Here is a 12,899-nt window from a genome sequence, read left to right as displayed (position 1 = left end):
AGGATTCGGCGATGCGCAGGTTCGGTGCCGCGATGGCGGCCTTGCTGATGGCCGTGGTGCTGGTTTCCCCCACGGCACAGGCCGCCGAGGACATCGCGGACGCGTTGGAGCGCGTGCCCGGGCTGACCGTGGTGTCCGAGGGGACCGCGCCCGCCGGGTTCCGGTTCTTCAAGCTGACCTTCACCCAGCCCGCGGACCACCGGCGTCCCGGCGCGAGTTCGTTCGAGCAGCGGCTCACCCTGCTGCACCGGGACGTGAAGGCGCCGATGGTGATGTACACCAGCGGGTACAACGTCTCGGAGAACCCGAACCGGTCGGAGCCCACGCAGCTGGTCGACGGGAACCAGCTGTCGATGGAGTACCGGTACTTCACGCCGTCGCGCCCGGAACCGGCGGACTGGAGCAGGCAGCTGACCATCTGGCAGGCGGCGACCGACCAGCACCGGGTGGCGGTGGCGTTCAAGGGGTTGTACGGGGCTCGCTGGCTCGCCACCGGCGGCAGCAAGGGCGGCATGACCGCGGTGTACTTCCGGCGGTTCTACCCCGCCGACGTGGACGGCACGATCGCCTACGTCGCGCCGAACGACGTGATCGACGGGCTGGACGTGTACGACCGGTTCCTGTCCACTGTGGGCGATGACCCGGCGTGCCGGGAAGCCTTGCGCGCCAACCAGCGGGAGTCGTTGAAGCGGCGGGACGAACTGGGCGCGCTGGCTTCGGCGGAGGCTGCTGCGAAGGGGTACACCTTCGACATCGTCGGCTCGCAGGACAAGGCGATGGAGATCGCCATCGTCGACTCGTACTTCACGTTCTGGCAGTACCAAACGCAGGCGGACTGCGCCTCGGTGCCGGGCCCGTCGGCGTCCACGGCGGAGATCTTCGCGTTCTACGTGGACGTGGAAAGCCTGAACACCTACGCGGACCAGGAACTGGCGGGGTACGTGCCGTACTACTACCAGGCTGCGGTGCAGCTGGGAGCTCCGCGGTCGTATGAACGGCACCTGCGAGACCTGCTGCGATACCCGGGTACGAATGTGCCGGCCACCTTCGTCCCCTCTTCGGTGGCGTTGCCGCGGTTCGACCCGGTGTCCATGCCGGATGTGGACTTCTGGGTGCGTACGCGGGGTTCGGAGTTGCTGTTCGTGAATGGAGAGAATGATCCTTGGGGCGCTGAACCCTTCCAGCTGGGCTGGGGTACGCGGGACTCGTACTCCTACACCGTCCCAGGCGGGAACCACGGCGCGAAGATCAGCCAGCTACCCGCCGCGGATGCCGCCGGGGCCACCGCCACCATCCGACGCTGGGCCGCCGTCGACTCGGTCACCACGCACCAGCTCCCCACCCTCGACTCGAACCCCGTCCTAGAAACCCGCCCCCGCCTCTAACCCCGCCCACTGCCTCCGGCCCCCGCCCGCCCGCCCGCAAGATTCACCTGCCCGAACGCAGCACTCAGGCGCCTGAACGCGAAACTCGCCTACCTGAATGCGGCACTCGCCTACCTGAATGTGCACTTCGGCTGCGGGAACGTGACACTCGGGTGCCTGAATGTGGAACTCACGTGCCTGAGTGTGGGACTCGCCGGTGCGGGGGCTGGGCGAGTCTCACGCTCGGGTGGCCGAACTACGCATTCAGGCAGACGAGTCGCACGTTCGGGAGGGCGAAACTCACGTTCAGGAGCCCGAGTCCCACACTCAGGCAGCTGAACCACGCACTCAGGCAGGCGAACCCGGCACTCGGGTAGGTGGGGCTTAAGGTTCGTGGGGGGCTGGGGTTATTTGATGCCGGCGGCGTCCATGCCTCGTAGTTCTTTCTTGAGGTCGGCTACTTCGTCTCGCAGGCGGGCGGCCAGTTCGAACTGCAGGTCCCGCGCGGCCTGCATCATCTGGTCGGTCATCTGCTGGATGAGGTCCGCGAGTTCCGCCCGCGGCATGCCGGCGACATTCTTGTCCACCAGGACGCCGGAGCTCCGGCCCCCGCCGCCCTGTACGGGCTTTTTGCCCCGCGAGGCATTGCGCCCCGAGCCTCCGACGGCGACCTCGTCGGTGTCTTCGGCTTCGGTGTACACCCGGTCCAGGATGTCGGCGATCTTCTTCCGCAGCGGCTGCGGATCGACCCCGCGCTCGGTGTTGTAGGCGATCTGCTTCTCCCGGCGGCGGTTGGTCTCGTCGATCGCGTGCCGCATGGAGTCGGTGATCTTGTCGGCGTACATGTGCACCTGGCCCGACACGTTCCGCGCCGCCCGGCCGATGGTCTGGATCAGCGAGGTCCCGCTGCGCAGGAAGCCCTCCTTGTCCGCGTCGAGGATCGCCACCAGCGACACCTCGGGCAGGTCCAGCCCCTCCCGCAGCAGGTTGATGCCGACCAGCACGTCGAAGTCGCCCGAGCGCAGCTGCCGCAGCAGCTCGACCCGCCGCAGCGTGTCCACCTCCGAGTGCAGGTACCGCACCCGGATGCCCAGTTCGAGCAGGTAGTCGGTGAGGTCCTCGGACATCTTCTTGGTCAGCGTGGTGACCAGCACCCGCTCGTCCTTCTCCGCCCGCTCGCGGATCTCGTGCACCAGGTCGTCGATCTGCCCCTCGGTCGGCTTCACCACCACCTCGGGGTCGATCAGCCCGGTCGGCCGGATCACCTGCTCGACGAACTCGCCGCCGGTCTGGCCCATCTCGTACGGCCCCGGCGTCGCCGACAGGTACACCGTCTGGCCGATCCGGTCGGAGAACTCCTCCCAGGTCAGCGGCCGGTTGTCGGTGGCGCTGGGCAGCCGGAAGCCGAACTCGACCAGGTTCCGCTTGCGGGACATGTCGCCCTCGAACATGCCGCCGATCTGCGGGACCGTGACGTGCGACTCGTCGATGACCAGGAGGAAGTCCTCCGGGAAGTAGTCGATCAGGGTGGCCGGGGCGGACCCGGCCGGGCGGCCGTCGATGTGCCGCGAGTAGTTCTCGATGCCCGAGCAGAAACCGACCTGGCGCATCATCTCGATGTCGTAGCTGGTGCGCATGCGCAGCCGCTGCGCCTCCAGCAGCTTGCCCTGCTTCTCCAGCTCGGCCAGCCGCTCCTCCAGCTCGGACTCGATGCCGCGGATCGCCTTCTCCATGCGCTCCGGCCCGGCGACGTAGTGGGTGGCCGGGAAGATGCGCACCTCGTCCAGCTCCTGCACGATCTCGCCGGTGAGCGGGTGCAGGTAGTACAGCTTGTCGATCTCGTCGCCGAAGAACTCGACCCGGATGGCCAGCTCCTCGTACGCCGGGATGATCTCCACGGTGTCCCCGCGCACCCGGAAGGTGCCGCGGGCGAAGGCGATGTCGTTGCGCTGGTACTGCACGTCGACCAGCGCGCGGAGCAGGGTGTCGCGCTCGACCTCGGCGCCGACGGCCAGCCGGGTGGACCGGTCCAGGTAGGACTGCGGCGTGCCGAGGCCGTAGATGCAGGACACACTGGCGACCACGATCACATCGCGCCGGGAGAGCAGGTTCATCGTGGCCGAGTGACGCAGGCGCTCGACGTCGTCGTTGATCGACGAGTCCTTCTCGATGTAGGTGTCGGTCTGCGCGATGTACGCCTCGGGCTGGTAGTAGTCGTAGTAGCTGACGAAGTACTCGACCGCGTTGTGCGGGAAGAAGTCACGCAGCTCGTTCGCCAGCTGGGCGGCCAGCGTCTTGTTCGGCGCCATCACCAGCGTCGGCCGCTGCACCCGCTCGATCAGCCAGGCGGTGGTCGCCGACTTGCCGGTACCGGTGGCGCCGAGCAGCACGACGTCCTTCTCGCCGCCGGTGATCCGGCGCTCCAGCTCCTCGATCGCGGCGGGCTGGTCACCGGCGGGCGCGTAGTCGCTGACCACCTTGAACCGCCCGTCGGCCCGGGGGACCTCGGAGACGGGGCGGAACTCGGACTGCGCCAGCACGGGGTGTTCGGTTGCGAAAGCCACGGGATCCAGGGTAGGCGCACCCACCGACAGTTTTCAGCTCAGCAGCTGCAGTCGCAACAGTCGCAGTCACAGCAGTCGCAGTTGTCACACCAGGCGTCCCGGGGTTTGCCGCTCCACGGCCCGGGGTAGGGGTCGCGGCAGCACACCTGGCAGCTGCAGCACTCGTAGAAGGCGACCAGGCAGCCCAGCACCGCGCCGCGCTTGCGCGGGGGCACCCGGAACTTCGGCACCCAGCAGCAGCCGCCGTCACCGTCGTGCGGGCCGGGGTGCCGCTTCTTCTTGGGCGGCTTCCCGCCCGGCCCGGTCGCCGCGGGCGGCGCGGGCGGCGACGACGGGTGCTGCTGCCCGTACGGTCCGTAGTGGCCGGGGTGCCCGTGGGGAGACTGCCCGCCCGGGTGGTGGGCCTCGATCTCGAGGTGCCCGAAGGTCCGGCGGACGGCCTGCTCCAGCTCGTGCACCAGCAGCGCGTGCACCAGCGTGGCGTCTTCGAAGCGGGCTTCCTTCATCGCGAGCCGGACGCCCAGCACGGCGTCGTCGCAGTGGCGGCGGACGTCGGCGACGGTCGCGCCGGTGGCCAGCAGCGGGTTCCACGCGCCGGTCTCGGTGTCCTCCGCCAGGTCCTCGACCGCGTCGAGCAGGTGCGCGGCCCGGCCGAAGAGCCTGCCGACCTCGGTCAGCGGCGCGACGTTGCCCGGCCGCCCGGCCAGCACCGCGGTCTGCGCGAAGGCGGCGGCGGTGGCTTCCTCGGTGGGCTCGGTGGCCAGCAGCACCGGGTCGCCGAGCCGGACCGCGCGCTCGACCTCGCCCTGCCGGTCGACCGCTTCGGTGAGCACGGCGGTGTCGAAGCCGATCCGCGCGCCCGTCCGGCTGCCCTGCTCCGCCCAGCGCGAAGCCACCCGGCGGGCGGCGCCGGCCACGGCTTTGCGGCCGAAGGCGCCGTCGCCGTCCTCGACGTGGTCGCTGACCTTGGCCGAGGCGAGCACCAGCGAGACCGCGGCGGCCAGTTGCGCCCCGGACCCCCGCGCCACCGAGGTGGGCCGCATCGCGCGCAACGGGCACGGCCCGGCGTCGCGACGGCCCTCCGGCCGCGGGGCCTGCGCCTCGACCAGCGCGGAGATCACCAGGCCGTCGTAGTTGGTGACCATCCTGGCGAGCTGCCCGTGCTCGTCGCGCAGCGCCAGGCACAGGCCGCAGAGGTGGGCCAGCCAGTCCGCGTGCTGGTCCGGTGACAGGCGGTGGCGGCAGGGCCGGATGATGCCGAACATGTGGTGCTTCCCCTCGCTTTCCGTCGTCCCGCAGGACACGCGGAAGATCCTGCCGAATCAACTGCGGTCGTGGTGGCGGAACCGGGAAGATGGGCGGATGAGCGCACCGCATCCGCCCAAAGTGGAGACCTTCGACCCGGACACCGCGGCGAACATCGACAACAAGGGCATCAGCCGCGAGGTCGACGAGTTCCGCGTCGAGCCGTACGGGCTGTACATGGCGCGCCCGGCGCCCGGCCGCGCGCAGTTCCACTACATCGAGTCGTGGCTGCTGCCCGCGCGTGGCCTGCGGGTCACCGACTTCTGGTTCAGCCCCGGCCACGAACGCGACCAGGACTTCTACCTCGACGTGGTGGACGTGGAGACCGACGGGAACACCTGGCGCGCCACCGACCTCTACCTCGACATCGTGCTGCGCGACGGCAAGGGCCTCGAGGTGATCGACACCGACGAGCTGCTGGAGGCGACGGTCGCCGGGCTGATCACCGAGAAGACCGCCCAGCGCGCGCTGGAGACCACCTACGCCACCGTCGCCGGGCTCGCCGCGCACGGTTACCGGCTGCGTGACTGGCTCGCCACCACCGGCGAACACCCGACCTGGCGCCGCAAGTGACCGCTTGGCCGTCCACAGTGGACGAGGCGGTCGATGTCCAGGCACGCCTGGCGCCCTCGGTGGTCCGCGAGGTGCCGCCGGGGTTCGCGCCCCGGACCGCGGCCGGTCTCGACGTCGCGTACGGGCAGCGGCTGCGGGCCGCGGTGACCGTGCTCGACCTGGACACGCTCGCGGTCGTCGACCAGGCCGTGGTCGAAGGCGAGGCCACTTTCCCTTATGTACCGGGGTTGTTCGCCTTCCGTGAGCTGCCGGCCCTGCTCGAAGCGCTGGACAAGCTGTCTACCACCCCGGACGTCCTCGTCTGCGACGGCCAGGGCCTGGCCCATCCGCGCCGCTTCGGACTCGCCTGCCACGCCGGAGTCCTCACCGGACTGCCGTCGCTCGGTGTCGGCAAGAACGCGCTGGGCGCCTACGAACCGCCCGCGGCAGAACGCGGCGCGTGGTCGGAACTGCGTGACGAAGGCGAAGTGGTCGGCCGCGCGCTGCGCACCCAGGACGGCGTCAAACCGGTGTTCGTCTCGATCGGCCACCGCATGGACCTCGACACCGCCTGCGAGCTCGTGCTCACCCTGACCCCGCGCTTCCGCCTCCCCGAGACCACGCGCACCGCGGACCGGCTGTCCAGGGGCTGATCCGCCGCTCCACCGATCGGTGGATGCCCGGCACCCGCCGGTGGACCGCGCTTCTGGCCGCCGGGACGATCCGCCGGGCCCCTTCCCCAGGCCAATCTCATGGCACACAGGGAAAGGGGACCCACAGATGCCGATCATCGAGGTGTCCGGGCTACGCAAGCGCTACGGGGACAAGCTCGCCGTCGACGGGGTTTCGTTCTCCGTCGAACGCGGCGAGATCTTCGGGATACTCGGGCCGAACGGGGCGGGCAAGACCACCACGGTGGAAATCCTGGAAGGGCTGCGCAAGCCCGACGAGGGCACGGTTTCCGTGCTCGGGCTCGACCCGCAGCGCGACACCGCGGAACTGCGCCAGCGACTCGGCGTCCAGCTCCAGGAAAGCGAACTGCCGGAGAAGCTCAAGGTGCGCGAGGCGCTCGACCTCTACGCCTCCTTCTACCGCAATCCGGCGGATCCCGAGCGGCTGCTGGCCGATCTCGGGCTCACCGACAAGCGGGACACCGCCTACAAGAAGCTCTCCGGCGGCCAGAAGCAGCGGCTGTCGATCGCGCTGGCGCTGATCGGCAGCCCCGAGGTGGCCGTGCTCGACGAGCTGACCACCGGGCTCGACCCGCAGGCCCGCCGCGACACCTGGGAGCTGATCGACGCCATCCGGGCCAGTGGCGTGACCATCGTGCTGGTCACCCACTTCATGGAGGAGGCGGAGCGCCTCTGCGACCGGATCGCGGTGATCGACGCGGGCCGGGTGGTCGCCATCGACAGCCCGGCCGGGCTGGTCGCCGGGGTGGACGACGAGCAGCGCATCCGGTTCCGCCCGTCGGGGGCGATCGAGGACGCGGCGTTCACCGTGCTGCCCGAGGTGCGCCACGTGGACCGCCAGGGCGGGCAGGTGGTGATCACCGGCACCGGCAACGTGCTGCACGCGGTCACCTCGGTGCTGGCCAGGCGGCAGATCATCGCCGGTGAGCTGCGCGTGGAGCAGACCACCCTGGACGACGCCTTCGTGGCACTGACCGGACGGAAGCTGGAGGACGCGGGATGAACGCGCGAGCGATGGGGAAACTGACCGCGGTCGAGGCCAAGCTGTTCCTGCGCGACCCCGGGGCGCCGATCGTGGTGCTCGGGATCCCGGTGGCGCTGCTGGCGGTGTTCGGGCTGATGCCGGGGGCGAGCGAGCCGTCCGAGGACTTCGGCGGGCAGGTGCCGCTGGACACCTTCATCGCGCCGCTGTCGATCTCGGTCCTGCTGGCCATGCTGGCGCTGACCATGTTCCCCGGGGTGATGGCCACCTACCGCGAGAAGGGCGTGCTGCGGCGGCTGTCGGCCAGCCCGGTGCCGCCGGTGCGGCTGCTCGTGGCGCAACTGGTGGTGAACCTGGGCGCGGCGCTGGTGGTGCTGCTGCTGATCGTCGGCTTCGGCTCGGCGGTGCTGGACATGGCGCTGCCCGCCAACCTGGGCGGCTTCCTGCTGGTGACCGTGCTGGGGACGATCTCGCTGTTCTCGGTCGGCCTGCTGATCGCGGCGCTGGCCCCGACCGGGCGGGCCGCCGGCGGGATCGGGGCGGCGGTGTTCTTCCCGATGCTGGCCCTCGGCGGGGTGTGGGTGCGCAAGGAGGACCTGCCGGACTTCCTGCGGCCGGTGGCGGACGTGCTGCCGATGGGTTCGACGCTGAACGGCATGCGCGAGACCTGGACGGGCGGCAACCCGGAGCTGCTGCAGCTCGGCGCGCTCGTGGTGGTCGCGGTGGTCTGCGGTGGGCTCGCCGCCAGGTTCTTCCGGTGGGAGTGAGCGTGACCACCACCACGGAGGTGACGCGGACGGCGGCGCCGTCGGCGCACCCGTTCGCCAAGGGGCCGGTGTTCGCCGTGGCGGGCGCGGTGGCGGCGGTGCTCCTGCTGCTCAACGGCCGCTACGGCTACATGGGTGACGAGCTGTACTTCCTGGCGGCCGGACGGCACCTCGACTGGGGGTACGCCGACCAGCCGCCCGTGCTGCCGCTCCTCGCGCAGTTGATGGATTCGCTCGTCCCCGGCTCGGTGTGGGCGCTGCGGCTGCCCGCGGTACTGGCGGTGGTCGCGGCGGTGGTCCTCACCGCCGCGACCGCCAGGGAACTCGGCGGCGGCAGGCGGGCGCAGCTGCTCGCCGCCGGCGCGACCGGCGGGAGCATGCAGTTCCTCGGCAGCGGCCACTACCTCGCGACGTCCACGCTGGACCCGGTGCTGTGGACGGCGGTGCTGTGGCTGCTCACCCGCTGGCTGCGCACCAGGTCGGACGGCCTGCTGCTGTGGCTTGGCGTGGTCACCGGGCTGGCGCTCAACGTCAAGTTCCTGATCCCGGCGTTCTGGGTGGTCGCGCTGCTGTTCGCGGCCTGGCTCGGCCCGCGTGAGCTGCTCACCCGGCCGAAACTCTGGCTGGGCGCGGGCATCGCGGTGCTGGCGGCGGTGCCGACGCTGCTCTGGCAGGCGGCGAACGGGTGGCCGCAACTGGCGATGGGCGAGGCGATCGGCGACGAGAACCCGGACAAGCTGGTCGCCGCGCTGAGCATGCCGGTGGTCGGGCTGGTCACCGCGGGGTTCGTGACCGGGACGGTGCTGGTCCTCTATGGACTGTGGCAGCTGCTGCACTCGCCGTCCCTGCGTTTCCTCGGCTGGACGATGCTGGCGCTGACCGTGCTCTTCGCGGTGGCCGGTGGCCGCTTCTACTACGTGGCGGGCCTCTACCCGCTGTGCTGGGCGATCGCGGCGGTCCGGCTCGAGGCCGGGCAGGCGCGGCGCTGGTGGCGGTGGGTGGCGACCTGGCCGGTGTACGCGCTCAGCGCGCTGATCGCCGTCCCGCTGACGTTGCCCGCGGTGCCCACCTCGGTGCTCGACGCCAATCCCGAGCTGCCGCAGCCGTTGCTGGCCTCGGCCGAACGCGGCTGGCCGGAGTTCGCCGACTCGGTGGCCGCGGTCTACCGGTCGCTGCCACCGGAGCAGCGCGAGCGGACCGCGATCGTCACACAGGTGTACTGGCAGGCGTCCGCGCTGGACCACTTCGGGCCGGAACGCGGGCTGCCCGAGCCGTACAGCGGCAACCGGGGGTACTGGACGCTGGCCACTCCCCCGGCTTCGACGGACACCGTGCTCTACGTCGGCGAGGACAGCCCGGTGCTGCGGGCGCGCTTCGCCCAGGTCAGCCGGGCCGGGGTGGTCGACACGGGCCGGCCAGCGCCGATGTTCACCCAGGGCGCGCCGATCTGGCTGGCCACCGGGCCGTCCGCGCCGCTGCCGGAGCTGTGGCCCGAGTTCCGCGACCTGAAGCTCTGACCATGGCCGATAATGCGCGGGTGGGGAGCAAGCAGGAGCCGCCGAGCTGGGTCGGCGTGTCCGAGGACACGACGGCGAACTGGGGGCCGTGGCCGAACCGGGTGGAGCAGGCGTTCCCCTACTTCATGCTCGGGCTCGGGGTGCTGATCCACCTGTTCTCCTCCGAGCAGCCCGCCGCGCACCAGCGCGTCACGCTGGCGCTGGCCGGGGCCGCGTTGTGCTGGGTGGCGCTGACCGACACGCTGCCGAGGCGGTTCCGGCCGGCCGGGAGGTTGCTGCCGCTGCTCTCGCTGACCGGGGTGCTGGTGCTGGCCGCGGTGCTGATGGCGCGCGAGGTGCCCTACCTGCTGTTCATGATCGTCGGCTTCTTCCACGCGCTGCGCCTGCGGCCGCTGTGGGCGATGTGGGCCGGGCTGGCGGTCACCTCGGTGCTGATCAACAGCGTGGCTGGCGGCGGGCCGGAGGAGACGCTGTGGAACAGCCCCGAGCTGTTCCTGCCGGTGGTCGTGGTGCAGACGCTGGCCATCGGCGGTGGCTCGCTGATGGCCGACAAGCTGCTGGAGCAGAGCGCCAAGCGGCGGGAGGCGCTGGAGCGGCTGGAAGCGGCGATGACCGAGAACGCCGGGCTGCACCGGCAGCTGCTCGCCCAGGCCAGGGAGGCCGGGGTGCTCGACGAGCGGCAGCGACTGAGCCGCGAGATCCACGACACCCTGGCGCAGGGCTTCACCGGCATCATCACCCAGCTCGAAGCCGCCCGCAGCGATCCCGTCGAGCAGGAGCGGCACCTGGCCACCGCGACCGCGCTGGCCAGGGAGAACCTCGCCGAGGCGCGGCGCGCGGTGCACGCGCTGCGGCCGGAGGCACTGGACACCGCCCAGTTGCCCGAGGCGCTGCGCGGGGTGGCCGGGCGCTGGGCCGACCGCGCCCGCGTGCCCATCGAGGTCACCACCACCGGTACCGTGCGCCCGCTGCACCCCGAGGTGGAGGCCACCCTGCTGCGGATCACCCAGGAGGCACTGACCAATGTGGACAAGCACGCCGCGGCGGGCAGGGCCGGGCTGACACTGTCCTACATGGAGGACCAGGTGACCTTGGACGTGCGCGACGACGGGCGCGGCTTCGACCCGGGCAGCCCGCGGCCGGACGGCTACGGGCTCAGCGGGATGCGCCACCGCGCCGAGCGGCTGGCCGGCACGCTGGTGGTGGAGTCCGAACCGGGCGGGGGCACGGCGATCTCGGTGAACCTGCCCGCCATCACCGCGGCGGAGGACCGATGATCACCCTGCTCATCACCGACGACCACCCGGTGGTCCGCGACGGCCTGCGTGGCATCTTCACCGCCGAGCACGGGTTCGAGGTGCTCGGGGAGGCGGCCCACGGCGCGGAGGCGATCGAGCTGGCCGAGCGGCTGCGCCCGGACGTGGTGCTGATGGACCTGCGGATGCCCGGCGTGGACGGGGTCGCCGCGATCACCGAACTGGCCAGACGCGGCAATCCCGCCAGGGTGCTGGTGCTGACCACCTACGACACCGACTCCGACGTGCTGCCCGCGATCGAAGCGGGCGCCACCGGTTACCTGCTCAAGGACTCCCCGAGGGAGGACCTGTTCCGCGGGGTGCGGGCGGCGGCCAGGGGCGAGTCGGTGCTCTCCCCCGCGGTGGCCAGCCGGATGATGGCGCAGATGCGCGCCCCGGCGCGGGAGCCGCTGAGCGGGCGCGAGCTGGAGGTCCTCGGGCTGATCGCGCGGGGGTCGACGAACAAGGAGGCCGCGGTGAAGCTGTTCATCAGCGAGGCCACGGTCAAGACGCACCTGCTGCACGTCTACGCCAAGCTCGGGGTGAAGGACCGGGCCGCGGCGGTGGCGGTCGCCTACGAACGCGGGCTGCTCACACCACGGCGAGGGTGACCGGGCGGCCCGGGTCGGCGCTGCGGTGCAGGCCGGGCGGGTCCTCCGGGTCGTGCGGGAAGCCGGCGTTCGCCAGTTCGTCGGTCACGTCGGCGTTCGCGGTGAGCCGCAGGTCGATGACGTCGGGTGCCTCGGTGCCCGGCTCGGTGGTCGGGCCGATGTGCTCGATGTTCTCGCCCTTGGGGCCGACGGCGGCGCGCACCCGCGCGATGACCCGCTCGGCCTGCACCGGCCAGGAGTCGTCGTAGGGCACCGGCTTGAGCGAGGGCAGCGGGCGCACCCGGCGCAACCGGACGTTCGCCTCGTACGGCACGATCCGGTCGGCCCACAGCGCGTCCACTTCGGACAGCACGATGTCCGGGGCCCCGCCGTTGTCCAGCCAGACGTCGGCGACCAGGCGGCGCTGCTCGGTGTCCGCCTGCGCGGCGATCCGCGCGCGGGCGTCCGGCTCGGCCATGCCGCGGGCCTCGACCAGCCGCCGCACCCGGACCTCCGGCTCGGCGTCGACCACCAGCACCAGGTGGTAGTGCGCGGCGAGGCCGTTCTCCACCAGCAGCGGCACGTCGTGCACCACGATGCCGTCGGGGGCGGCCCGCTCCATCAGTTCCGCGGTCCGCGCGCCCACCCGCGGGTGCACGATCGCGTTGAGCCGCCGCCGCGACTCGTCGTCGGCGAAGGCCTTGGCGGCCAGCGCGGGCCGGTTCAGCGAACCGTCCTCGGCCAGCACGTCCTCACCGAACGCGGCCACCACCTCGGCCAGCCCGTCGGTACCCGGCTCGACCACCTCGCGGGCGATCCGGTCGGCGTCGATCACCAGCGCCCCGTGCTCGGCGAGCCGGGTCGCCACCGTCGATTTGCCCGCCCCGATCCCGCCGGTCAGCCCCACACGCAGCATGGCCGCATTCAACCAGGCCGGTTTCCCCGCGCCACCGCGAGTGGCCGTTACCGAACCGATGTGGGTGACGGTCCGTGTCACTACCCGGGCTCGCCGGGCGCCGTGCGTACGGTGCCGGTGATCGATCCACGGAGGCACGATGCGCGCGAGCAAGCACGTCGGACGGCACCGGCTCGGCACCCCGGGCCTGGCCCACTGCGTCCGCCACCGGCCGGTGGCCGAGGCGCTGGTGGAGTACCGCCGCACCTGGCTCACCGCCCTGCTCGTACCCGCGAAGCACAGCCTGGCCGGGCTGAAGCGCCGCGCCAGGGCCGCCGCCACGATCGACCGCGGGTGGGCGCCCGCCCCCATCTGA

General features: G+C 71.5%; 11 protein-coding genes and 1 pseudogene. 9 read left to right on the top strand and 3 right to left on the bottom strand.

The window, feature by feature from the left end; genetic code table 11:
- The first annotated feature begins 11 nt into the window (after positions 1 to 11).
- Positions 12 to 1,385, top strand: coding sequence for a S28 family serine protease (locus JOM49_RS18995; RefSeq protein ID WP_209665624.1), 1,374 nt, complete (start codon positions 12 to 14; stop codon positions 1,383 to 1,385).
- Between the two features lie 386 nt (positions 1,386 to 1,771).
- On the opposite strand, the gene uvrB is transcribed toward JOM49_RS18995, so the two are convergent.
- Positions 1,772 to 3,928, bottom strand: coding sequence for an excinuclease ABC subunit UvrB (gene uvrB / locus JOM49_RS18990; protein WP_282769250.1), 2,157 nt, complete (start codon positions 3,926 to 3,928; stop codon positions 1,772 to 1,774).
- A gap of 38 nt (positions 3,929 to 3,966) precedes the next feature.
- Complete coding sequence (locus JOM49_RS18985) at positions 3,967 to 5,193, bottom strand: DUF5685 family protein (RefSeq protein ID WP_209671331.1); 1,227 nt, start codon at positions 5,191 to 5,193, stop codon at positions 3,967 to 3,969.
- Positions 5,194 to 5,290: 97 nt separating this feature from the next.
- On the opposite strand from JOM49_RS18985, the gene JOM49_RS18980 reads away from it, so the two are divergent.
- The 7 genes from JOM49_RS18980 (at position 5,291) to JOM49_RS18950 (ending at position 11,649) form a co-directional block, all read left to right on the top strand.
- The gene (locus JOM49_RS18980) at positions 5,291 to 5,806 is read left to right on the top strand and encodes a ribonuclease FAU-1 family protein (protein ID WP_209665623.1); all 516 of its coding nucleotides are present in this window, start codon (positions 5,291 to 5,293) and stop codon (positions 5,804 to 5,806) included.
- Entirely contained in the window at positions 5,803 to 6,438 is a 636-nt protein-coding gene (locus JOM49_RS18975; RefSeq protein WP_308158789.1) for an endonuclease V, read from the top strand. Before JOM49_RS18980 ends, JOM49_RS18975 begins: the two co-directional genes overlap by 4 nt.
- A gap of 127 nt (positions 6,439 to 6,565) precedes the next feature.
- A complete protein-coding gene (locus JOM49_RS18970; protein ID WP_209665622.1) occupies positions 6,566 to 7,480 on the top strand; it encodes an ABC transporter ATP-binding protein in 915 nt (304 codons plus the stop codon).
- A complete protein-coding gene (locus JOM49_RS18965) occupies positions 7,477 to 8,226 on the top strand; it encodes an ABC transporter permease (RefSeq protein ID WP_209665621.1) in 750 nt (249 codons plus the stop codon). Before JOM49_RS18970 ends, JOM49_RS18965 begins: the two co-directional genes overlap by 4 nt.
- Positions 8,227 to 8,228: 2 nt before the next feature.
- The gene (locus tag JOM49_RS18960) at positions 8,229 to 9,743 is read left to right on the top strand and encodes a glycosyltransferase family 39 protein (protein ID WP_308158788.1); all 1,515 of its coding nucleotides are present in this window, start codon (positions 8,229 to 8,231) and stop codon (positions 9,741 to 9,743) included.
- 20 nt (positions 9,744 to 9,763) lie between these two features.
- A complete protein-coding gene (locus JOM49_RS18955; RefSeq protein ID WP_308158787.1) occupies positions 9,764 to 11,020 on the top strand; it encodes a sensor histidine kinase in 1,257 nt (418 codons plus the stop codon).
- The gene (locus JOM49_RS18950; protein ID WP_209665619.1) at positions 11,017 to 11,649 is read left to right on the top strand and encodes a response regulator; all 633 of its coding nucleotides are present in this window, start codon (positions 11,017 to 11,019) and stop codon (positions 11,647 to 11,649) included. Before JOM49_RS18955 ends, JOM49_RS18950 begins: the two co-directional genes overlap by 4 nt.
- Here the strand turns inward: JOM49_RS18950 and coaE are convergent.
- A pseudogene (gene coaE, locus JOM49_RS18945) lies at positions 11,636 to 12,544 on the bottom strand (dephospho-CoA kinase); the annotation flags it as partial. The gene JOM49_RS18950 and the pseudogene coaE sit on opposite strands and share 14 nt — an antisense overlap.
- 139 nt (positions 12,545 to 12,683) lie before the next feature.
- Between coaE and JOM49_RS18940 the strand changes: the two are divergent.
- Positions 12,684 to 12,899, top strand: a complete 216-nt coding sequence (locus tag JOM49_RS18940; RefSeq protein ID WP_209665617.1) for a hypothetical protein — start codon at positions 12,684 to 12,686, stop codon at positions 12,897 to 12,899.

This window comes from Amycolatopsis magusensis (genome assembly GCF_017875555.1).
Classification (GTDB): Bacteria; Actinomycetota; Actinomycetes; order Mycobacteriales; family Pseudonocardiaceae; genus Amycolatopsis; species Amycolatopsis magusensis.
This window is presented reverse-complemented; position numbering and strand designations above follow the sequence as displayed.

What these genes read in the sequence shown, in the direction of transcription:
- JOM49_RS18995 (WP_209665624.1), top strand. Translation starts at nt 12, where the DNA reads ATGCGCAGGTTCGGTGCCGCGATGGCGGCCTTGCTGATGGCCGTGGTG.
- JOM49_RS18985 (WP_209671331.1), bottom strand. Translation starts at nt 5,193, where the DNA reads ATGTTCGGCATCATCCGGCCCTGCCGCCACCGCCTGTCACCGGACCAG.
- JOM49_RS18980 (WP_209665623.1), top strand. Translation starts at nt 5,291, where the DNA reads ATGAGCGCACCGCATCCGCCCAAAGTGGAGACCTTCGACCCGGACACC.
- JOM49_RS18970 (WP_209665622.1), top strand. Translation starts at nt 6,566, where the DNA reads ATGCCGATCATCGAGGTGTCCGGGCTACGCAAGCGCTACGGGGACAAG.
- JOM49_RS18965 (WP_209665621.1), top strand. Translation starts at nt 7,477, where the DNA reads ATGAACGCGCGAGCGATGGGGAAACTGACCGCGGTCGAGGCCAAGCTG.
- JOM49_RS18950 (WP_209665619.1), top strand. Translation starts at nt 11,017, where the DNA reads ATGATCACCCTGCTCATCACCGACGACCACCCGGTGGTCCGCGACGGC.
- JOM49_RS18940 (WP_209665617.1), top strand. Translation starts at nt 12,684, where the DNA reads ATGCGCGCGAGCAAGCACGTCGGACGGCACCGGCTCGGCACCCCGGGC.